Source organism: Pseudomonas sp. 1L-C-7-B-C1, assembly GCF_057291635.1.
In genome coordinates this window covers 337,853-352,740 of record NZ_JBXAWH010000002.1, presented here as the reverse complement: position 1 = coordinate 352,740, position 14,888 = coordinate 337,853, and the positions used below count along the sequence as shown (strand labels likewise).

General features: G+C 62.5%; 13 protein-coding genes. 7 read left to right on the top strand and 6 right to left on the bottom strand.

Features of this window, described 5'->3' with window-relative positions; translation table 11 throughout:
* Positions 1–199 precede the first annotated feature (199 nt).
* The 3 genes from glcC to hppD all read left to right on the top strand — a co-directional run bounded on the left by glcC (position 200) and on the right by hppD (position 2,933).
* Entirely contained in the window at positions 200–973 is a 774-nt protein-coding gene (gene glcC, locus AC0Z8Z_RS04825) for a transcriptional regulator GlcC (RefSeq protein ID WP_172611613.1), read from the top strand.
* 108 nt (positions 974–1,081) lie between these two features.
* Entirely contained in the window at positions 1,082–1,714 is a 633-nt protein-coding gene (gene maiA, locus AC0Z8Z_RS04820; protein ID WP_485618127.1) for a maleylacetoacetate isomerase, read from the top strand.
* A 142-nt stretch (positions 1,715–1,856) separates the two neighbouring features.
* Positions 1,857–2,933, top strand: coding sequence for a 4-hydroxyphenylpyruvate dioxygenase (gene hppD / locus AC0Z8Z_RS04815; RefSeq protein ID WP_485618126.1), 1,077 nt, complete (start codon positions 1,857–1,859; stop codon positions 2,931–2,933).
* Between the two features lie 197 nt (positions 2,934–3,130).
* On the opposite strand, the gene AC0Z8Z_RS04810 is transcribed toward hppD, so the two are convergent.
* Positions 3,131–3,925 (bottom strand): IclR family transcriptional regulator, encoded by a 795-nt coding sequence (locus AC0Z8Z_RS04810; RefSeq protein ID WP_485618124.1) that lies wholly within the window; start codon positions 3,923–3,925, stop codon positions 3,131–3,133.
* Between the two features lie 109 nt (positions 3,926–4,034).
* On the opposite strand from AC0Z8Z_RS04810, the gene hmgA reads away from it, so the two are divergent.
* Both hmgA and fahA read left to right on the top strand, forming a co-directional pair.
* A complete protein-coding gene (hmgA, locus tag AC0Z8Z_RS04805) occupies positions 4,035–5,351 on the top strand; it encodes a homogentisate 1,2-dioxygenase (protein WP_485618123.1) in 1,317 nt (438 codons plus the stop codon).
* Positions 5,348–6,646: a fumarylacetoacetase gene (gene fahA, locus AC0Z8Z_RS04800; protein ID WP_485618121.1), complete on the top strand. Its 1,299-nt coding sequence runs from the start codon at positions 5,348–5,350 to the stop codon at positions 6,644–6,646. Before hmgA ends, fahA begins: the two co-directional genes overlap by 4 nt.
* 237 nt (positions 6,647–6,883) lie before the next feature.
* Here the strand turns inward: fahA and AC0Z8Z_RS04795 are convergent, their stop codons facing one another.
* The 4 genes from AC0Z8Z_RS04795 to AC0Z8Z_RS04780 form a co-directional block, all read right to left on the bottom strand.
* The gene (locus tag AC0Z8Z_RS04795; protein ID WP_485618119.1) at positions 6,884–8,341 is read right to left on the bottom strand and encodes an N-acyl-D-amino-acid deacylase family protein; all 1,458 of its coding nucleotides are present in this window, start codon (positions 8,339–8,341) and stop codon (positions 6,884–6,886) included.
* Positions 8,342–8,344: 3 nt separating this feature from the next.
* Positions 8,345–9,205, bottom strand: a complete 861-nt coding sequence (locus AC0Z8Z_RS04790) for a MurR/RpiR family transcriptional regulator (protein WP_122537988.1) — start codon at positions 9,203–9,205, stop codon at positions 8,345–8,347.
* Positions 9,206–10,555 carry a GntT/GntP/DsdX family permease gene (locus AC0Z8Z_RS04785; protein WP_485618117.1) on the bottom strand — a complete coding sequence of 450 codons (1,350 nt, stop codon included), beginning with the start codon at positions 10,553–10,555 and terminating at the stop codon, positions 9,206–9,208. It abuts the gene before it with no gap.
* A gap of 481 nt (positions 10,556–11,036) precedes the next feature.
* The gene (locus AC0Z8Z_RS04780) at positions 11,037–12,020 is read right to left on the bottom strand and encodes a GlxA family transcriptional regulator (protein WP_485618115.1); all 984 of its coding nucleotides are present in this window, start codon (positions 12,018–12,020) and stop codon (positions 11,037–11,039) included.
* A gap of 161 nt (positions 12,021–12,181) precedes the next feature.
* On the opposite strand from AC0Z8Z_RS04780, the gene AC0Z8Z_RS04775 reads away from it, so the two are divergent.
* Positions 12,182–12,874 carry a DJ-1/PfpI family protein gene (locus AC0Z8Z_RS04775; RefSeq protein ID WP_485618114.1) on the top strand — a complete coding sequence of 231 codons (693 nt, stop codon included), beginning with the start codon at positions 12,182–12,184 and terminating at the stop codon, positions 12,872–12,874.
* Here AC0Z8Z_RS04775 and AC0Z8Z_RS04770 read toward each other — a convergent pair.
* On the bottom strand, positions 12,871–13,500 hold the full coding sequence (locus AC0Z8Z_RS04770) for a TetR/AcrR family transcriptional regulator (protein WP_485618112.1): 630 nt from the start codon (positions 13,498–13,500) through the stop codon (positions 12,871–12,873). The two genes, AC0Z8Z_RS04775 and AC0Z8Z_RS04770, sit on opposite strands and share 4 nt — an antisense overlap.
* A gap of 282 nt (positions 13,501–13,782) precedes the next feature.
* Here AC0Z8Z_RS04770 and AC0Z8Z_RS04765 point away from each other — a divergent pair, with 282 nt between their 5' ends.
* On the top strand, positions 13,783–14,880 hold the full coding sequence (locus tag AC0Z8Z_RS04765) for an MBL fold metallo-hydrolase (RefSeq protein WP_485618110.1): 1,098 nt from the start codon (positions 13,783–13,785) through the stop codon (positions 14,878–14,880).
* Positions 14,881–14,888: the final 8 nt, after the last annotated feature.

Below are 14,888 nucleotides of genomic sequence, written 5' to 3'. Positions count from 1 at the left end.
GTCGCGCTCTTTGCTGTTCAGGTTGATATCCGCGGTCATACCAGTGCGGGGCCCGTTGTAGCAGTTGGCTTGTCGGGGAACCGGGCAATCCAGTTTGTTGGGATGCGACTGAAAAAATGTGTTTGCCAGCAAGCCGGCTTCTACGGATCGATTCGACCGAACGGACTGGACCCAGCGCTAACCCGAGGAACACTTAGCCATGGAAACTACCCAAACCCAGCGCCCGCAGCAGGTCGCCGATGTCGTCAGCGAGCGCATTGAGCGGCTGATTGTCGACGGGGTGCTCAAGGTCGGTCAGCTGTTGCCTTCCGAGCGGCGACTGACCGAAAAACTCGGGGTGTCGCGCACCGCCCTGCGCGAGGGCCTGCAGTTGCTGCGCGCCCGGGGCATCATCGAAACCCGTCATGGTAAGGGCTCGTTCGTCGCACAGATGGGTGGGCTCGGGCTGACCGCTGCCTCGCCGCTGATGCATTTGTTCGCCTCCCAGCCGCGCACGCTGTACGACCTGTTCGAGGTGCGCAGCCTGCTGGAGGGGGAGTCCGCGCGGCTGGCAGCGTTGCGTGGCACCGACGCGGATTTTGTGCTGATCACCCGGGCCTACAACGCGTTGGTGGCCGGCCATGACCACCCGATGCCGGCGTCCGAACACGCCCGTCTCGACCATGCGTTTCATCTGGCCATCTGTGAAGCGTCCCACAACCCGGTGCTGGTGCAGACCCTGCGTTCGTTGACAGATCTACTGCTCAACACGGTGTTCGCTTCGGTCAACAACCTCTATCACCGTGAAGCCCAGAAGCGGCAGATCGACCGTCATCATGCCCGGCTTTACAACGCGGTCACCGGGCGCTTGCCCGAGCAGGCGCGCAAGGCGGCTGTGGCGCACATCCAGAACATCTGCGACAACCTGCGGGAGATCGAAAGCGAGGAGCAACGGCTGGTGCGCGCCACTCTGCGGCTGGAGGGCTGGGCTTGAGCCAGCTGGAGCTGAACTTGACAGCCATCCCGCATTGCCGCAGTTTACGCATTGCGTAAGTCGCTTACGCCGTAGTGAAAACCAAAACAACAATAACAGGCCTTTCCCGTGGATCTTTTCACCTACTACCGATCGACTTCGAGCTACCGGGTGCGCATTGCCCTGGCGCTGAAAGGTCTTGCGTTCGACGCACTGCCGGTCAACCTGATCCGCGACGGCGGTGAACACCACCGGCCCGACTACCTGGCGATCAACCCCCAGGGCCGCGTTCCCGCTTTGAGGGTGGATGGCGGTGAGGTGATCATCCAGTCCATGGCGGTCATCGAATACCTCGAAGAATTATCCCCCGAATTCCCATTGCTCCCCGAAGCGCTGCTCGCCCGCGCGGGCCATCGGCAGGTTGCCGCCCTGATCGGCTGCGACATTCATCCGTTGCACAACGTGGCGGTGCTGAATCGCCTGCGCGGCATGGGTCACGACGAAGGCGATGTGAAGGCGTGGATCGGCCACTGGATCAACGAAGGCTTCGCCGCAGTGGAGGCCCTGATTGGCGATGCTGAGTTTTGTTTTGGCGCGGTTGGCCTGGCCGATGTGTATGTGCTGCCTCAGGTGTATGCGGCGCGACGCTTCAACGTCGACATGAGCCCGTACCCGCGTATTTGCCGGGTCGAAGCGCTGGCGTTGCAGCATCCGGCGTTTCAGACCGCCCATCCCGATGCGCAATCGGACAAGCCGGAGTAATCTTTCCCCCATGAAAAGCTTCGGTCTGCAATTGATCTTCGGCGACTTCCTCGCCCGCACCGTGCGGGGGATTTCCTGCGCGCCACCCGCTGAATCGTGATCCGAGCCGCTGTGCCTCTCACTTTTCAGCAGGAGCAAGACCGTGACTGATCTCTACGAAAATCCAATGGGCCTGATGGGCTTCGAGTTCATCGAATTCGCCTCGCCGACCCCGAACGTGCTGGAGCCTGTGTTCCAGATCATGGGCTTCACCAAAGTCGCCCAACACCGTTCCAAGAACGTGTCGCTGTACCGCCAGGGCGCGATTAACATCATCCTCAACAACGAGCCCAATAGCGAAGCGTCCTACTTCGCGGCGGAGCATGGTCCTTCCGTGTGCGGCATGGCGTTCCGCGTCAAGGACTCGCAACTGGCCTACAAGCGCGCGCTGGAACTCGGCGCGCAGCCTGTCGAGATCGGCACCGGGCCCATGGAATTGCGTTTGCCGGCGATCAAGGGGATTGGCGGCGCCCCCCTGTACCTGATCGACCGTTTCGGCGAAGGTACCTCAATCTACGACATCGATTTCGTGTACCTCGAAGGCGTCGACCGTCACCCCAAGGGCGCCGGCCTGCAGTTCATCGATCACCTGACCCACAACGTCTATCGCGGGCGGATGGCCTATTGGGCAAACTTCTACGAGAAGCTGTTCAATTTCCGTGAGCTGCGCTACTTCGACATCAAGGGCGAGTACACCGGCCTGACCTCGAAAGCGATGACAGCGCCGGACGGCATGATCCGCATCCCGCTCAACGAGGAATCGTCCAAAGGCGCCGGGCAGATCGAAGAGTTCTTAATGAAGTTCAACGGCGAGGGCATTCAGCACGTCGCGTTCTTCACCGAAAACCTGATCGACACCTGGGACCGGCTCAAGGCGCTGGGCATGCGTTTCATGACCCCTCCGCCGGACACCTATTACGAAATGCTCGAAGGCCGTCTGCCCAACCACGGCGAACCGGAGCACGAGCTGAAAGCGCGGGGGATTCTGCTGGACGGCAATTCCGACGGCGCAAGCAAGCGACTGCTGCTGCAGATATTCTCGGAAACCCTGATGGGGCCGGTGTTCTTCGAATTCATCCAGCGCAAGGGTGACGACGGCTTTGGCGAGGGCAATTTCAAGGCGCTGTTCGAGTCGATCGAGCGGGATCAAGTGCGCCGGGGCGTGTTGGCGGTGGATTGAGGCTGACGCCTCGTAGTCATGTGTTAACGCAATACCTGTAGGAGTGAGGCTGACGCCTCGTAGTCACGTGTTAACACGATACCTGTAGGAGTGAGCTTGCTCGCGAAGACGCCAATCCGGCCACTGAAGATTTAGCGGCTGTACCAACGTCTTCGCGAGCAAGCTCACTCCTACAGTATGACCATGATCCTGAAGAATCACGCCAGTCGCGGCATTTCCCCACCCATCCGCGCGCTGATCGCCTGGGCCGTCTGCAGCAGTTTCTGTGCAGCGAGGGCCTGACGCTGATCGGTAAATACTGACGCCGAACCCACCACCGTCACCACACCCACCAGCTTGTTGCCCATGGCAAACACCGGCGACGACACTGCGTTGACCCCGGCCATCAACATCCCATGAATCTGATGCACCCCGGTGCTGCGGATCTCTTGGAGGTGCCGATCAATCTCCTGCAACTGCGCCTCGTCCAACGATGCCGATTCCGCCTCCCTCAACCCGGCGGTTTCAGTCGCAGACAAGAAGGTCTCGAACACCAGCCCGGTGGACGAACTGAGCAGTGGCAGCACCGAACCGATCTGTGTGACCAGGGTGACCGCCCCCAGCGACTGCTCGACGTACACCACCGTCGGGCCTTTGTTGCCCCACACCGCCAGAAAGCAGGTTTCGTTGAGTTCATCGCGCAGTGCGATCAGGGCTGGGGCAGACGTTTTCAGTACATCCAGTTGGCTCAGTGCGGCCAGGCCGACCTGTAACGCCGAACGGCCCAGTCGGTAATGATTGTTGGCCGGGTCCTGCTCGGCAAAGCCGCTGTCCACCAGCGCTTGCAGGTAGCGATGCACCTTGCTGGCCGGCATGTCGACGTACTCGGCGAGTTTCGACAGCGACGTGGCGGGGGCCAGTTCGGCCAGCGCCTTGAGGATGCCGACGCCGACTTCAGCCGACTGGACTTTCTGCTGGCGCGGCGCGGCGGCGGGGGTGGAATCGTCGGTCATGGCAAGGGAGGCCCCCGGTCTGGAAAGGCTGCTTTATAGCTTGACCCTTCTGCAAACTCAAATTACGTTATGCGTAACACGCTTACGATAAAAACAATAAGAGGTCGTCATGTCGACAGCACCCCGCTCCGACTCCATGCGCTACCAGTGCGGCTTCGGCAATCAATTCAGCAGCGAGGCGATGCCGGGCGGATTGCCCCGCGGGCAGAACTCCCCCCAGCGCCACCCGCTGGGCCTTTATGCCGAGCAATTCTCCGGGACCGCATTCACCGTCCCTCGCGCCGAAGCCCGGCGCACCTGGCTCTACCGTATTCAACCGTCTGCCGCGCACCCTCGTTTTCAGCGACTTGAGCGGCAGATTACCGGTCAACAGCAAGGCCCCGTCACCCCCAATCGCCTGCGCTGGAATGCGTTCGACATCCCCGCCGAACCCACCGATTTCATCGACGGCCTGCACGCGCTGGCCAGCACCTCGTCTGCCGAGCAGGCCGAGGGCGTGAGCGTCTACGTCTACACCGCCAACCTTTCTATGCAGCGCGCGTTCTTCAGCGCTGATGGCGAATGGCTGATCGTCCCCCAGCAGGGTCGCCTGCGCATCACCACCGAATTGGGCCTGCTAGAGCTTGAGCCGCAGGAAATCGCCGTGCTGCCGAGGGGTTTGAAGTTCAGCGTCGAGTTGCTCGACGGCGCCGCGCGAGGCTATCTCTGCGAGAACCACGGCTGCGCCCTGCGCCTGCCTGACCTGGGTCCGATCGGCAGCAATGGCCTGGCCAATCCCCGGGATTTCCAGGTGCCCCACGCCTATTTTGAAGACAGCGTGCAGCCCACCGTGCTGGTGCAGAAATTCCTCGGCGAACTGTGGGCGACCACGCTGGGTCATTCCCCCTTCGACGTCGTCGCGTGGCACGGTAACAACGTTCCGTACAAATACGACCTGCGCCTGTTCAACACCTTGGGCACGGTGAGTTACGACCATCCCGATCCGTCGATCTTCACCGTACTGACCTCGCCGGGCGTTGTCGACGGTCAGGCTAACGTCGATTTCGTGATCTTCCCACCGCGCTGGATGGTGGCGGAAAACACCTTCCGGCCGCCGTGGTTTCACCGCAACCTGATGAACGAATTCATGGGCCTGATCGATGGCGCCTACGACGCAAAGGCCGCAGGTTTTATGCCCGGCGGCGCATCACTGCACAACTGCATGAGCGCCCACGGCCCGGACAATGCCAGCGCCGAGAAGGCCATGGCCGCCGAGCTCAAGCCGCACAAGATCGAACAGACCATGGCGTTCATGTTCGAGACCGGCAAGGTCCTGCGCCCCAGCTACCACGCGCTGGAAAGCCCACAGCTGCAAAGCGATTACGATGCCTGTTGGGATGGCATCGCCAGAACGTTCAAGCCTTTCGACACGGACAGCCAACGATGAGCATTTCACAGCACCTGCGCAGCTGGGTTGCCAGCGCCAACGACCATCCCGACTTTCCCCTGCAAAACCTGCCGCTGGGCGTGTTCAGCCGCCCCGGTTTCGGCAAGCGCGGCGGCGTCGCGATCGGTGATTTCATTCTGGACCTGCAAACGGCCCTGGAGGCCAGCCTGTTCAACGGCGCCGCGCGCGTGGCAGTCGAAGCCGCCAGCCAGGGGCAACTGAACGACTTTTTCGCCCTGGGCGGTTCGTCCCGGCAGGCGTTGCGCCATGAACTGCTGCACCTGCTCGACGAAAAAAGCCTGCAACGTGAGCGCTTGCAGGCCATGGGCGAGCGTCTGCTGGTGCCGATGGCTGACTGCCAGATGCACATGCCGGCGCAGGTCGGCGACTACACTGATTTCTACGTCGGCATTCATCACGCGATGAACGTCGGCAAGCTTTTCCGCCCGGACAATCCGCTGTTGCCGAACTACAAGTACGTACCGATTGCCTATCACGGGCGGGCCTCGACCCTGGGTGTGTCCGGGATGCCGGTCAAGCGCCCCAGCGGGCAAACCTTGAAGCCGGGTGCCGAGGCGCCGGATTTCGGGCCGAGCAAACGTCTGGATTACGAACTGGAAGTGGGCGTGTGGATCGGGCAGGGCAACGAGGCGGGCGAACCTGTCGCCATCGGCAGGGCGGGCGAGCACATCGCCGGTTTCTGTCTGTTGAACGATTGGTCGGCCCGGGACCTGCAAGCCTGGGAATACCAGCCGCTGGGGCCGTTTCTGTCGAAGAGTTTTGCGACGAGCATTTCGCCCTGGGTGGTCACGGCCGAGGCGCTGGCGCCATTTCGGACGGCCCAACCCGCGCGTCCCGAGGGTGACCCGCCGCCGATGGCCTATCTGTTCGACGAGCAGGATCAGGCCGGCGGCGCGCTGGACATCGAGCTGGAAGTGCTGCTGCTCACCGCGCGCATGAAAGAGCAGGGTGTCGCGCCCCAGCGTCTGTCCCTGAGCAACACGTTGAACATGTACTGGACCGTTGCGCAGATGGTGGCTCACCACAGCGTCAACGGCTGCAAGCTGCAAGCCGGCGATCTGTTCGGCACCGGCACCTTGTCAGGCCCGCAGCCCGGCCAGCTTGGCAGCCTGCTGGAAATGACCGAAGGCGGAAAGCGCGCCGTCGAGTTGTCCAACGGCGAGACACGGACCTTTCTGGAGGCAGGCGATGAGGTGATCCTCAAAGCGCGCTGCCGCAAGGACGGAGAAGTGAGCATCGGGTTTGGCGAATGCCGTGGGGTGGTGATTGGCTGAACCCAGTCCTACGGACACAGCGCATGCTTTTAGTAGGATCGGCTTCAGCCGGGAAGACGCCAGTGTGTGCAGCCCAGATTTGCGTTGTCCCGCCTGACGTCTTCCCGGCTAAAGCCACTCCTACAGACCGCGTGCTTTTAGTAGGACCGGCTTCAGCCGGGAAGAGGCCAGTGTGTACAGCTCAGATTTGCGGTGTGCCGCCTGACGTCTTCCCGGCTAAAGCCAGTCCTACAAAGCTTAGCTAAACCCGCCCATCAGCGATCCGCTTCGCGGCAAGAACCGTCCCTGCCGTTCCCCCTGAGGCTTGCCCTCGGCATAGCTCAAATGCCCGTTGACCCACACTGCATCAATCCCCTCCGCCGGGCGCTTGGGCTCTTTGAAATCCGCCACATCGCGCACGGTGTCAGCGTTGAACAGCACCAGGTCCGCGCAATACCCTTCGCGCACAAAACCGCGATCCGTCAGCCCGAAGCGCGTTGCGGTCAGGCCGGTCATCTTGTGCACGGCGGTGTGCAGCGGGAAAAGCCCTACGTCCCGACTGAAATGCCCCAGCACCCGAGGGAACGCACCCCATAGGCGCGGGTGCGGGAACGGGTCTTCCGGCAGGCCGTCCGAACCGATCATCGACAGCGGGTGCTTCATGATCCGCTGCACGTCGTTCTCGTCCATGCCGTAATACACGGCGCCAGCCGGCTGCAGCCTTCGCGCGGCGTCCACCAGTGAAAGGCCCCAGTCGGCGGCGATGTCTTTCAGATCACGGCCGCCCTGATCCGGGTGTGGCGTTGACCAGGTGATGGTGATCGGGAACGCATCGGTGACCTGCTTCACATCCAGCGTCGAAGAACTGGCCGCATAGGGGTAGCAATCGCAGCCCACCGGGTGGCTCAGCGCGGCGTTTTCCAGGGACGCCAGCAATTGCGGGCTGCGGCCCCAATTGCCGGCGCCAGCGCATTTCATGTGGGAAATCACCACTGGCGATCTGGCGTGACGGCCGATCTCGAACGCCTCGTCCATGGCCTCCAGCACCGGCTCGAACTCGCTGCGCAAGTGCGTCGTGTACACCGCGCCAAACGCTGTCAGCTCCTCGGCCAGTTGTTTGACTTCGTCGGTCTCGGCCGAAAAAGCCGAGGCATAGGCCAGACCGGTAGAAAGCCCCAGCGCGCCGTCCGCCAGGCTGTCGCGCAATTGCCCGCGCATGGCGCTGATTTCATCAGCGCGCGCCGTTCGAAAAAGATCGTCCATGTGATTGCTGCGCAGCGCGGTGTGGCCGATCAGCGCCGCCACATTGACCGCCGGCCGCGCCGCGTCCACTGCATTGCGGTAGTCGATGAAGCGCGGATACACGAACGCGGAAGCGGGGCCCAGCAGGTTCATCGGATCCGGTGGATCCCCCGCCAGGGAAACGGGTGAGGCGCTGATGCCGCAGTTGCCAACGATCACCGTGGTCACGCCCTGGGTGATTTTCGGCAGCATCGCCGGCTGGCGAATCACCACGGTGTCGTCGTGGGTGTGCACGTCGATGAAACCCGGGGCCAGCACGCGGCCGTCGGCGTTGATTTCTTCGCGGGCGGAGACGTCGTGCAGGTCGCCGATGCGCTGGATGCGGCCGTCGCGCAGGGCCACGTCGGCGCGGTAGCCCGGCGTATTGCTGCCGTCGATCACCAGCGCGTCGCGAATGATCAGGTCGTAAAGCATAAGTCAGTCTCCAAGGGGCAGGCCGTCGTCGCCGCCGCGGTAGTCATCCAGGGCGAGCTTGATCCGCCTTAGCCGTTCGCGGTTGGCGTCGGGCGCCGTCAGCGCCAGTTCGGTGGCCAGCACGTCGATGGTCAGCAGCATGCCGTATCGCGCGGCGGTGGGTTTGTAGATGAAATGGGTTTCGGCGATCTGCAGCGGCAGCAGGACATCCGCCCGTTCCGCCAGCGGGGAGCCGGGCAGGGTGATGGCGAGAATCTTCGCGCCGTAACTACGGGCCAGATCCACTGCGTCGAGCAGTTCAGGGGGGCGCCCGCTCAGGGAGCAGACGATCACGCTGTGCTCGGGCCCGAGGGTCGCGGCGATGAGCCGCATCATCACCGGGTCGCGGCTGGCGGCAATCGGATAACCGAGCCGCACCAGCCGGGTCTGCAGTTCTTCGCTGCACAGGCTGGACGCGCCGCCCATGCCGAAGCTGTGGATCATCCGCGCCGGCGCCAGCAGGGCCACCGCCGCCTGAAAGCGCGACTCGTCAAATCCAGCCAGGTGCTGCCGCAGGGTCGACTCGATGTCGCCAACGATCTGGCTGAAAAACGCCGACTGTTCCGGCGCCTGCTCCGCGGTCAGGAAGCGGTTGCCCACGGCGCTGGCCTGAGCCAGTTGCAAGCGCAGGTCGCGCAAGTCCTTGCAGCCCACGGTGCGGGCGAAGCGCGACAGCGTGGCACTGCTGACCTCGGCGCGGGCGGCAAGGTCGTCGAGGCTGGCGCTGGCGGCAAACGCCACGTCGCTGAGCACCAGTCTGGCGATGCGGCCTTCGCCGGCGCTGAACGACTCCTGACGGGCGCGGATCTGGTAAAGAATGTCCACTCAGATCACCTGCGCCAGCCCGAGGGTCAGCACGAAAGCGATCACCGAAATCAGCGTCTCCAGCACCGTCCAGGTCTTGAAGGTCTGTGCCACGGTCATGTTGAAATACTCCTTGATCAGCCAGAACCCGCCGTCGTTGACGTGGGAAAAAATCACCGAGCCGGCGCCGGTTGCCAGCACCAGCAGCTCCGGATGGGGATAGCCCAGGCCAAGCGCCACGGGGGCCACGATGCCGGAGGCCGTGGTCATTGCCACGGTGGCCGAGCCGGTGGCGATGCGCATCAATGCCGCAAACAGCCAGCCCATCAACAGCGGCGACAGGTGAAAGTCCTGCGCCAGGCCGACGATCTCGTTGGTCACGCCGCTGTCGACGAGAATCCGGTTCAGACCGCCGCCTGCGCCGACCAGCAACGTAATGCTGGCCGTTGGCGCCAGGCATTCCTGGGTGAACTTGAGGATCGAATCGCGGGAAAAGCCCTGGGCGATATCCAGTGTCCAGAAGCTTAGCAACGTGGCGAGCAGCAGCGCGATTACCGAGTTGCCGATGAACAGCAGGAAGCTGTTGAAGCCGCTGCCCGGCGTGGAAATCAGGTTGGCCCAGCCACCCAGCAGCATCAGCACCACCGGCAGCAGAATGGTTGCCATGGTGATGCCGAAACTTGGCAGCTGGGCGCGGGGTTCACGGTCGAGAAACTGTTTGGCGAGCGGGTTTTCGTCGGGCAAATGAATGTGCGGCACGATGAAGCGAGCGTAGACCGGGCCGGCAATGATCGCGGTGGGGATGCCGATGAGGATGGCGTAGAACAGGGTCTGGCCGACCGACGCCTGGTACGCCTGCACCGCCAGCATCGCCGCAGGATGCGGCGGCACCAGGGCGTGGACCACCGACAGGCCGGCGACCATGGGCAAGCCGACCATCAGAATAGACACGCCGACCCTGCGCGCAACGGTGAACGCGATCGGCACCAGCAGCACGAAACCCACTTCGAAGAATAGCGGCAGTCCCACCAGAAACGCGATGCATACCATCGCCCAATGGGCGTTACGCTCGCCGAAGCGGTCAATCATCGTGCGCGCTACCTGTTCGGCGCCGCCGGACTCGGCCATCATTTTGCCGAGCATGGTGCCCAGCGCCACCACCAACGCAATGTGTCCCAGCGTTTTGCCAACGCCGCCCTCGTAGGACGCGACGACAGCATTGGCCGGCATGCCGGCGACCAGCGCGAGGCCGACGGACACCAGGGTGATGACGATGAACGGATTGAGACGAAAGCGCGCGATGAGCACGATCAGGGCGATGATCGCGACGGCGGCGTAGACCAACAGAGACAGGCCGGTTGAAGGAGGCATGCAACGGATTCCTTGCTGAGAATGAGGAGGTCAGGGCTTGGTGGCGACGGGGCTGGCCCGCCGTAAGGGGTTAATCCCAGCGGATTAACCAGTGCGCAACCAGGCGGTGAAGACAAACTCGGCAGTGGGTGTTGCAAGCGCCATCATCGGCGAAAGAGAAGCGGGGGCGGGACGATCACAGGCAGTCATTATTGTTATCTCTGATTTCGTGATGAAAATTAAATTACACGAAATAGGATAAAAAGATCAATTAATGAAAATTAATTTCTCGCTGATGTTTTGTCTTTCGACCAGCCAATTTCGTGAGAGCGAGCTTGCTCGCGCAGGGGCCAGGACAGCCAGCCACTTTCTCTGGTGATTGACAGTCAGCCTTCGCGAGCAAGCTCGCTCCCACAGGATCTGAGCCCACTCGAAATTTCGGCCAGTTCGTTGGACTCGTGGGAGCGAGCTTGCTCGCGAAGGCGGTTTATCCGCAGCTGCTTCATGCCGCAGTGAACCGTTCCCGATACGCTTGGGGCGTCACTGATACCGCGCGCATGAAGCTGCGCCGCAACGTCTCTTCCGTGCCAAACCCGCAGCGGTCGGCGATGCGCTTGATCGGCAGCGCGCTGTCTCCCAACAAACGCCGCGCCGCTTCGACGCGCAATTGCTCGATCGCGCGAGCCGGCGTGTTGCCGGTGTGGGCGCGGTAGTGGCGGACGAAACTGCGCTCGCTCATGCCCACCTGCGCCGCCAGTGTGGCAACCGACAGGTCACTGGCCAGATTGTCGAGAATCCAGGCGTGCAGGTCGCCAAAGCGGCTGCCTTGATCGCGGGTCTGGTGCTGCATCGACAATGCCGTGCTGAACTGCGACTGCCCACCCGGGCGCTTGAGAAACACCACCAGATCCCGCGCGACCGCCAGCGCGATGTCCCGCCCCAGGTCCGCTTCAACCATCGCCAGTGCCAGATCAATCCCCGCCGTCACCCCGGCGGACGTCCACAGTTTGTCCTCATTGATGAAGATCGGGTCCGGATCGACGCGCAGGTGCGGAAAACGCCGCGCCAGTTCTTCGCAACTGTCCCAGTGGGTGACCACCCGATGGCCGTCCAGCACGCCGGCGGCCGCCAGCAAAAATGCGCCGGTGCACACCGACGCCACGCGCCGGGCACTGAGGGATTGCGTTCGCACCCAGGCCACGAGAACCGGGTCCAGCAGCGCAGCATGGACCCCTCCGCCACCGGCGATGATCAGCGTGTCCGAGGGCGTGGACGGCAGCGGGTGAGTGAGCAGGCCGAGCCCGGCGGAAGACACGATGCTGCCGGGTTCGCTGGCAATGACTTCGGGCCGGTAGGGGATTTTTTTCAGGCCGGCTTCGTGCGCCATGACGTTGGCCGAGGCAAACACCTGCAGCGGTCCGGTGACGTCGAGCAACTGAACGTTGGGAAAAGCCAGAACATGAACCGGCCGGGGCTGATGAGGCATGGCGCTCTCGCTGTAAAGATTGGCGTGAATTGTTGGCTTTATGGCGTATCCGCCAGAGGCTAGCTCGCTACAGTGGTTTCGTCCAGGCGCTGGCCCGAGTCCCATCGGCAGCGTCACTTCATACCGTCAGATGTATCACTTCTCGTACAAGGAAACACACCATGACCCTGCATATCGGCCTGCTGGTATTCCCCAACGTCCAGCAACTGGACCTCACTGGCCCTTACGATGTTTTTGCCACCATGCCTGGCGTGGTCGTGCATCTGGTCTGGAAGAACCTCGAGCCGCTGCAGTCCAGCACCGGCCTGACCCTGGTACCGACCGCTACCTTCGCCGACTGCATTGACCTCGATGTGATCTGCGTGCCGGGCGGGGTAGGCGTCGACGTATTGATGGAAGATGCGCAAACCCTGGCGTTCATTCAGCATCAGGCCGCCACGGCGCAATACGTGACGTCGGTCTGCACCGGCGCGCTGGTGCTCGGTGCGGCAGGACTGTTGAAAGGCCGCCGCGCCACCACTCACTGGGCGTCCCATTCGTTGCTGGAGCAGTTCGGCGCGATTCCGGTACGCGAGCGCGTGGTGCGCGACGGCAACCTGATGACCGGCGGCGGCGTGACGGCGGGGATTGATTTTGCCCTGACGCTGATCAGCGAAGTGTTCGACGCCGATACCGCCCGGACCATCCAGCTGCAGCTGGAGTACGCGCCGGCACCGCCCTACGATTCGGGCCGCCCGGACTCGGCACCCGCCAATATCCTTGCCGTCGCCACTGATCGCGCCATGCAGGGGTTGCTCGCACGTCGGCAGATTGTCGAGCGCGTCACGGCGGCCATGGATAACGGGCGGGTTTAGATCGAGGATTTATCGAGCGGGATTTCATACCAGCAGAGGAACATGTCCAGCGCAGACTCGACCACTTCGCGCTGCTTGTCCGGCGCGAGCAGGGGTTCGTTGAGGGTGACTTGCGGCCAGAAAGCAAAGGCCTTGAGCAGCGCATGAATCTGCGACGCGGCGAACACCGGCTCGACGGCCTTGAGGCGGCCGTCCTGCTGGGCGCCGCGGACCCAGACGGTGAAGGTTTCTTCCCGTTGATTGAGCCGGCTGACCCAGACCTGCGCGCGGTCGGGAGAGTGGATGGTCGCGCCGATGGCCACGCGAGCCAGGTCAATGAAGTTACTGTCGCCGAGGGTCTTCATCTTCGCGTCGAGCAATTCGTGCAGTTGATCTCGCAGGGGAACCCCGGGCTTGTACACCGCATCAGTCTGCGTCGCGGCACTGGACCACAGGCGGTGAAGCATTTCGGAGAACAGTTCTTCCTTGCTGGGGAAGTGGTTGTAAACCGTGCGCTTGGAGACCTCGGCCCGTGCTGCAATCCGGTCCATGCTCGTGACCTCGAAACCGTTATCGCGGAACTCGGCTATCGCCGCCTGAACAATGGCTTCGCGTTTACGGTCGGTCAGTCGCAATGGGGCAGTCATGAATTCGCTTCTGTGAGGTGACGCGGACGACTCAGCCGCCCGGCAGGAAAATTACACCGGGCAGTTTACTTCTCTTTGCCCATCGTGCAAGCTTGAAACTACACTGTGTAGTGTAAGAGCAGTTGGAAGCTTCAAGTTTTGAGCTCCAAACTAAAGCCACAGCGAAAGCTCAAAGCGTACGCCATGCTCTTGCAGCTTGCAGCTTGCAGCTTGCAGCTTGCAGCTTGCAGCTTGCAGCTCCCGCAACGCCACCTTCACCCGTTTTATGGAGTCAGCACCCTCATGGCCTCGATCGAAAAAAACCTGGATTCAAATCCTGCGCTGCCTGTCCTGACTCGGCGCGAAGGTCGCTATTTCAATATCAAGCCAATGGCGCGCTCAACCGTTGGCAAGACCTTGCGTATCTTCTGGAACGCTCTGTTCAACAAACCCCATCACACCCGCCCGGCCGGGGAGATCCCGGTGCAGCCGCTGTCGCGCCAGCAGCTATTTGCCGCGCCTGACAACACGGTCTACCGCCTCGGCCATTCCACGGTGCTGCTGAAACTGCGTGGCGCATATTTTCTGACCGACCCCGTATTTGCCGAGCGTGCGTCACCGGTGCAGTGGGCCGGCCCCCAGCGCTTTCACCAGCCGCCGATCCTTCTGCAAGACCTGCCACCGCTCAAGGCGGTGATCCTTTCCCACAACCATTACGACCATCTTGATCACATGACCATTCAGGTGCTCAAGGACAAGGCCGAGCATTTCATCACGCCGCTGGGGGTAGGGGACACGCTGATCGAGTGGGGAGTGCCGGCGGCCAAGGTTCAGCAATTGAACTGGTGGCAGTCGACGGATATTCACGGCATTCGCTTTGTAGCGACCCCGGCGCAGCATTTTTCAGGCCGCACGCTGCGGGACGGCAACCAGACCCTGTGGGCGTCGTGGGTCATCCTCGATGGCGAGCAGCGGATCTTCTTCAGCGGCGACACCGGCTATCACGACGGTTTCAAGTTAATCGGTGAGCAGTACGGCCCGTTCGACCTGACCCTGATGGAAACCGGCGCGTACAACGAAGATTGGCCGGACGTGCACATGCAGCCTGAAGAGACGCTGCAAGCGCACATCGACCTGCGCGGCAGGTGGCTGCTGCCCATCCACAACGGCACCTTCGACCTGGCGATGCACGCCTGGCATGAGCCGTTCGACCGGATTCTCGCGCTGGCGTGGGACCGCAGCATCTCCATCACCACGCCAGAAATGGGCCAGCCGTTTTACGTTCAGTACCCCAGCCGAGGCGAGGCGTGGTGGCTGAAAGTGGACAAGGCTGCCGAGCCGGCGGCAGGCCGCTGCGCTAAACAGCGGCACGATCGCCAGCAGGCCACCAGCCAGGGCTAGAGCGGCTG

Coding starts and splice junctions, on each gene's coding strand:
- AC0Z8Z_RS04810 (WP_485618124.1), bottom strand. CDS start 3,925: ATGACCGACGATTCCACCCCCGCCGCCGCGCCGCGCCAGCAGAAAGTC.
- AC0Z8Z_RS04775 (WP_485618114.1), top strand. CDS start 12,182: ATGACCCTGCATATCGGCCTGCTGGTATTCCCCAACGTCCAGCAACTG.
- AC0Z8Z_RS04785 (WP_485618117.1), bottom strand. CDS start 10,555: ATGCCTCCTTCAACCGGCCTGTCTCTGTTGGTCTACGCCGCCGTCGCG.
- AC0Z8Z_RS04765 (WP_485618110.1), top strand. CDS start 13,783: ATGGCCTCGATCGAAAAAAACCTGGATTCAAATCCTGCGCTGCCTGTC.
- hmgA (WP_485618123.1), top strand. CDS start 4,035: ATGTCGACAGCACCCCGCTCCGACTCCATGCGCTACCAGTGCGGCTTC.
- AC0Z8Z_RS04795 (WP_485618119.1), bottom strand. CDS start 8,341: ATGCTTTACGACCTGATCATTCGCGACGCGCTGGTGATCGACGGCAGC.
- fahA (WP_485618121.1), top strand. CDS start 5,348: ATGAGCATTTCACAGCACCTGCGCAGCTGGGTTGCCAGCGCCAACGAC.
- AC0Z8Z_RS04780 (WP_485618115.1), bottom strand. CDS start 12,020: ATGCCTCATCAGCCCCGGCCGGTTCATGTTCTGGCTTTTCCCAACGTT.
- glcC (WP_172611613.1), top strand. CDS start 200: ATGGAAACTACCCAAACCCAGCGCCCGCAGCAGGTCGCCGATGTCGTC.
- AC0Z8Z_RS04770 (WP_485618112.1), bottom strand. CDS start 13,500: ATGACTGCCCCATTGCGACTGACCGACCGTAAACGCGAAGCCATTGTT.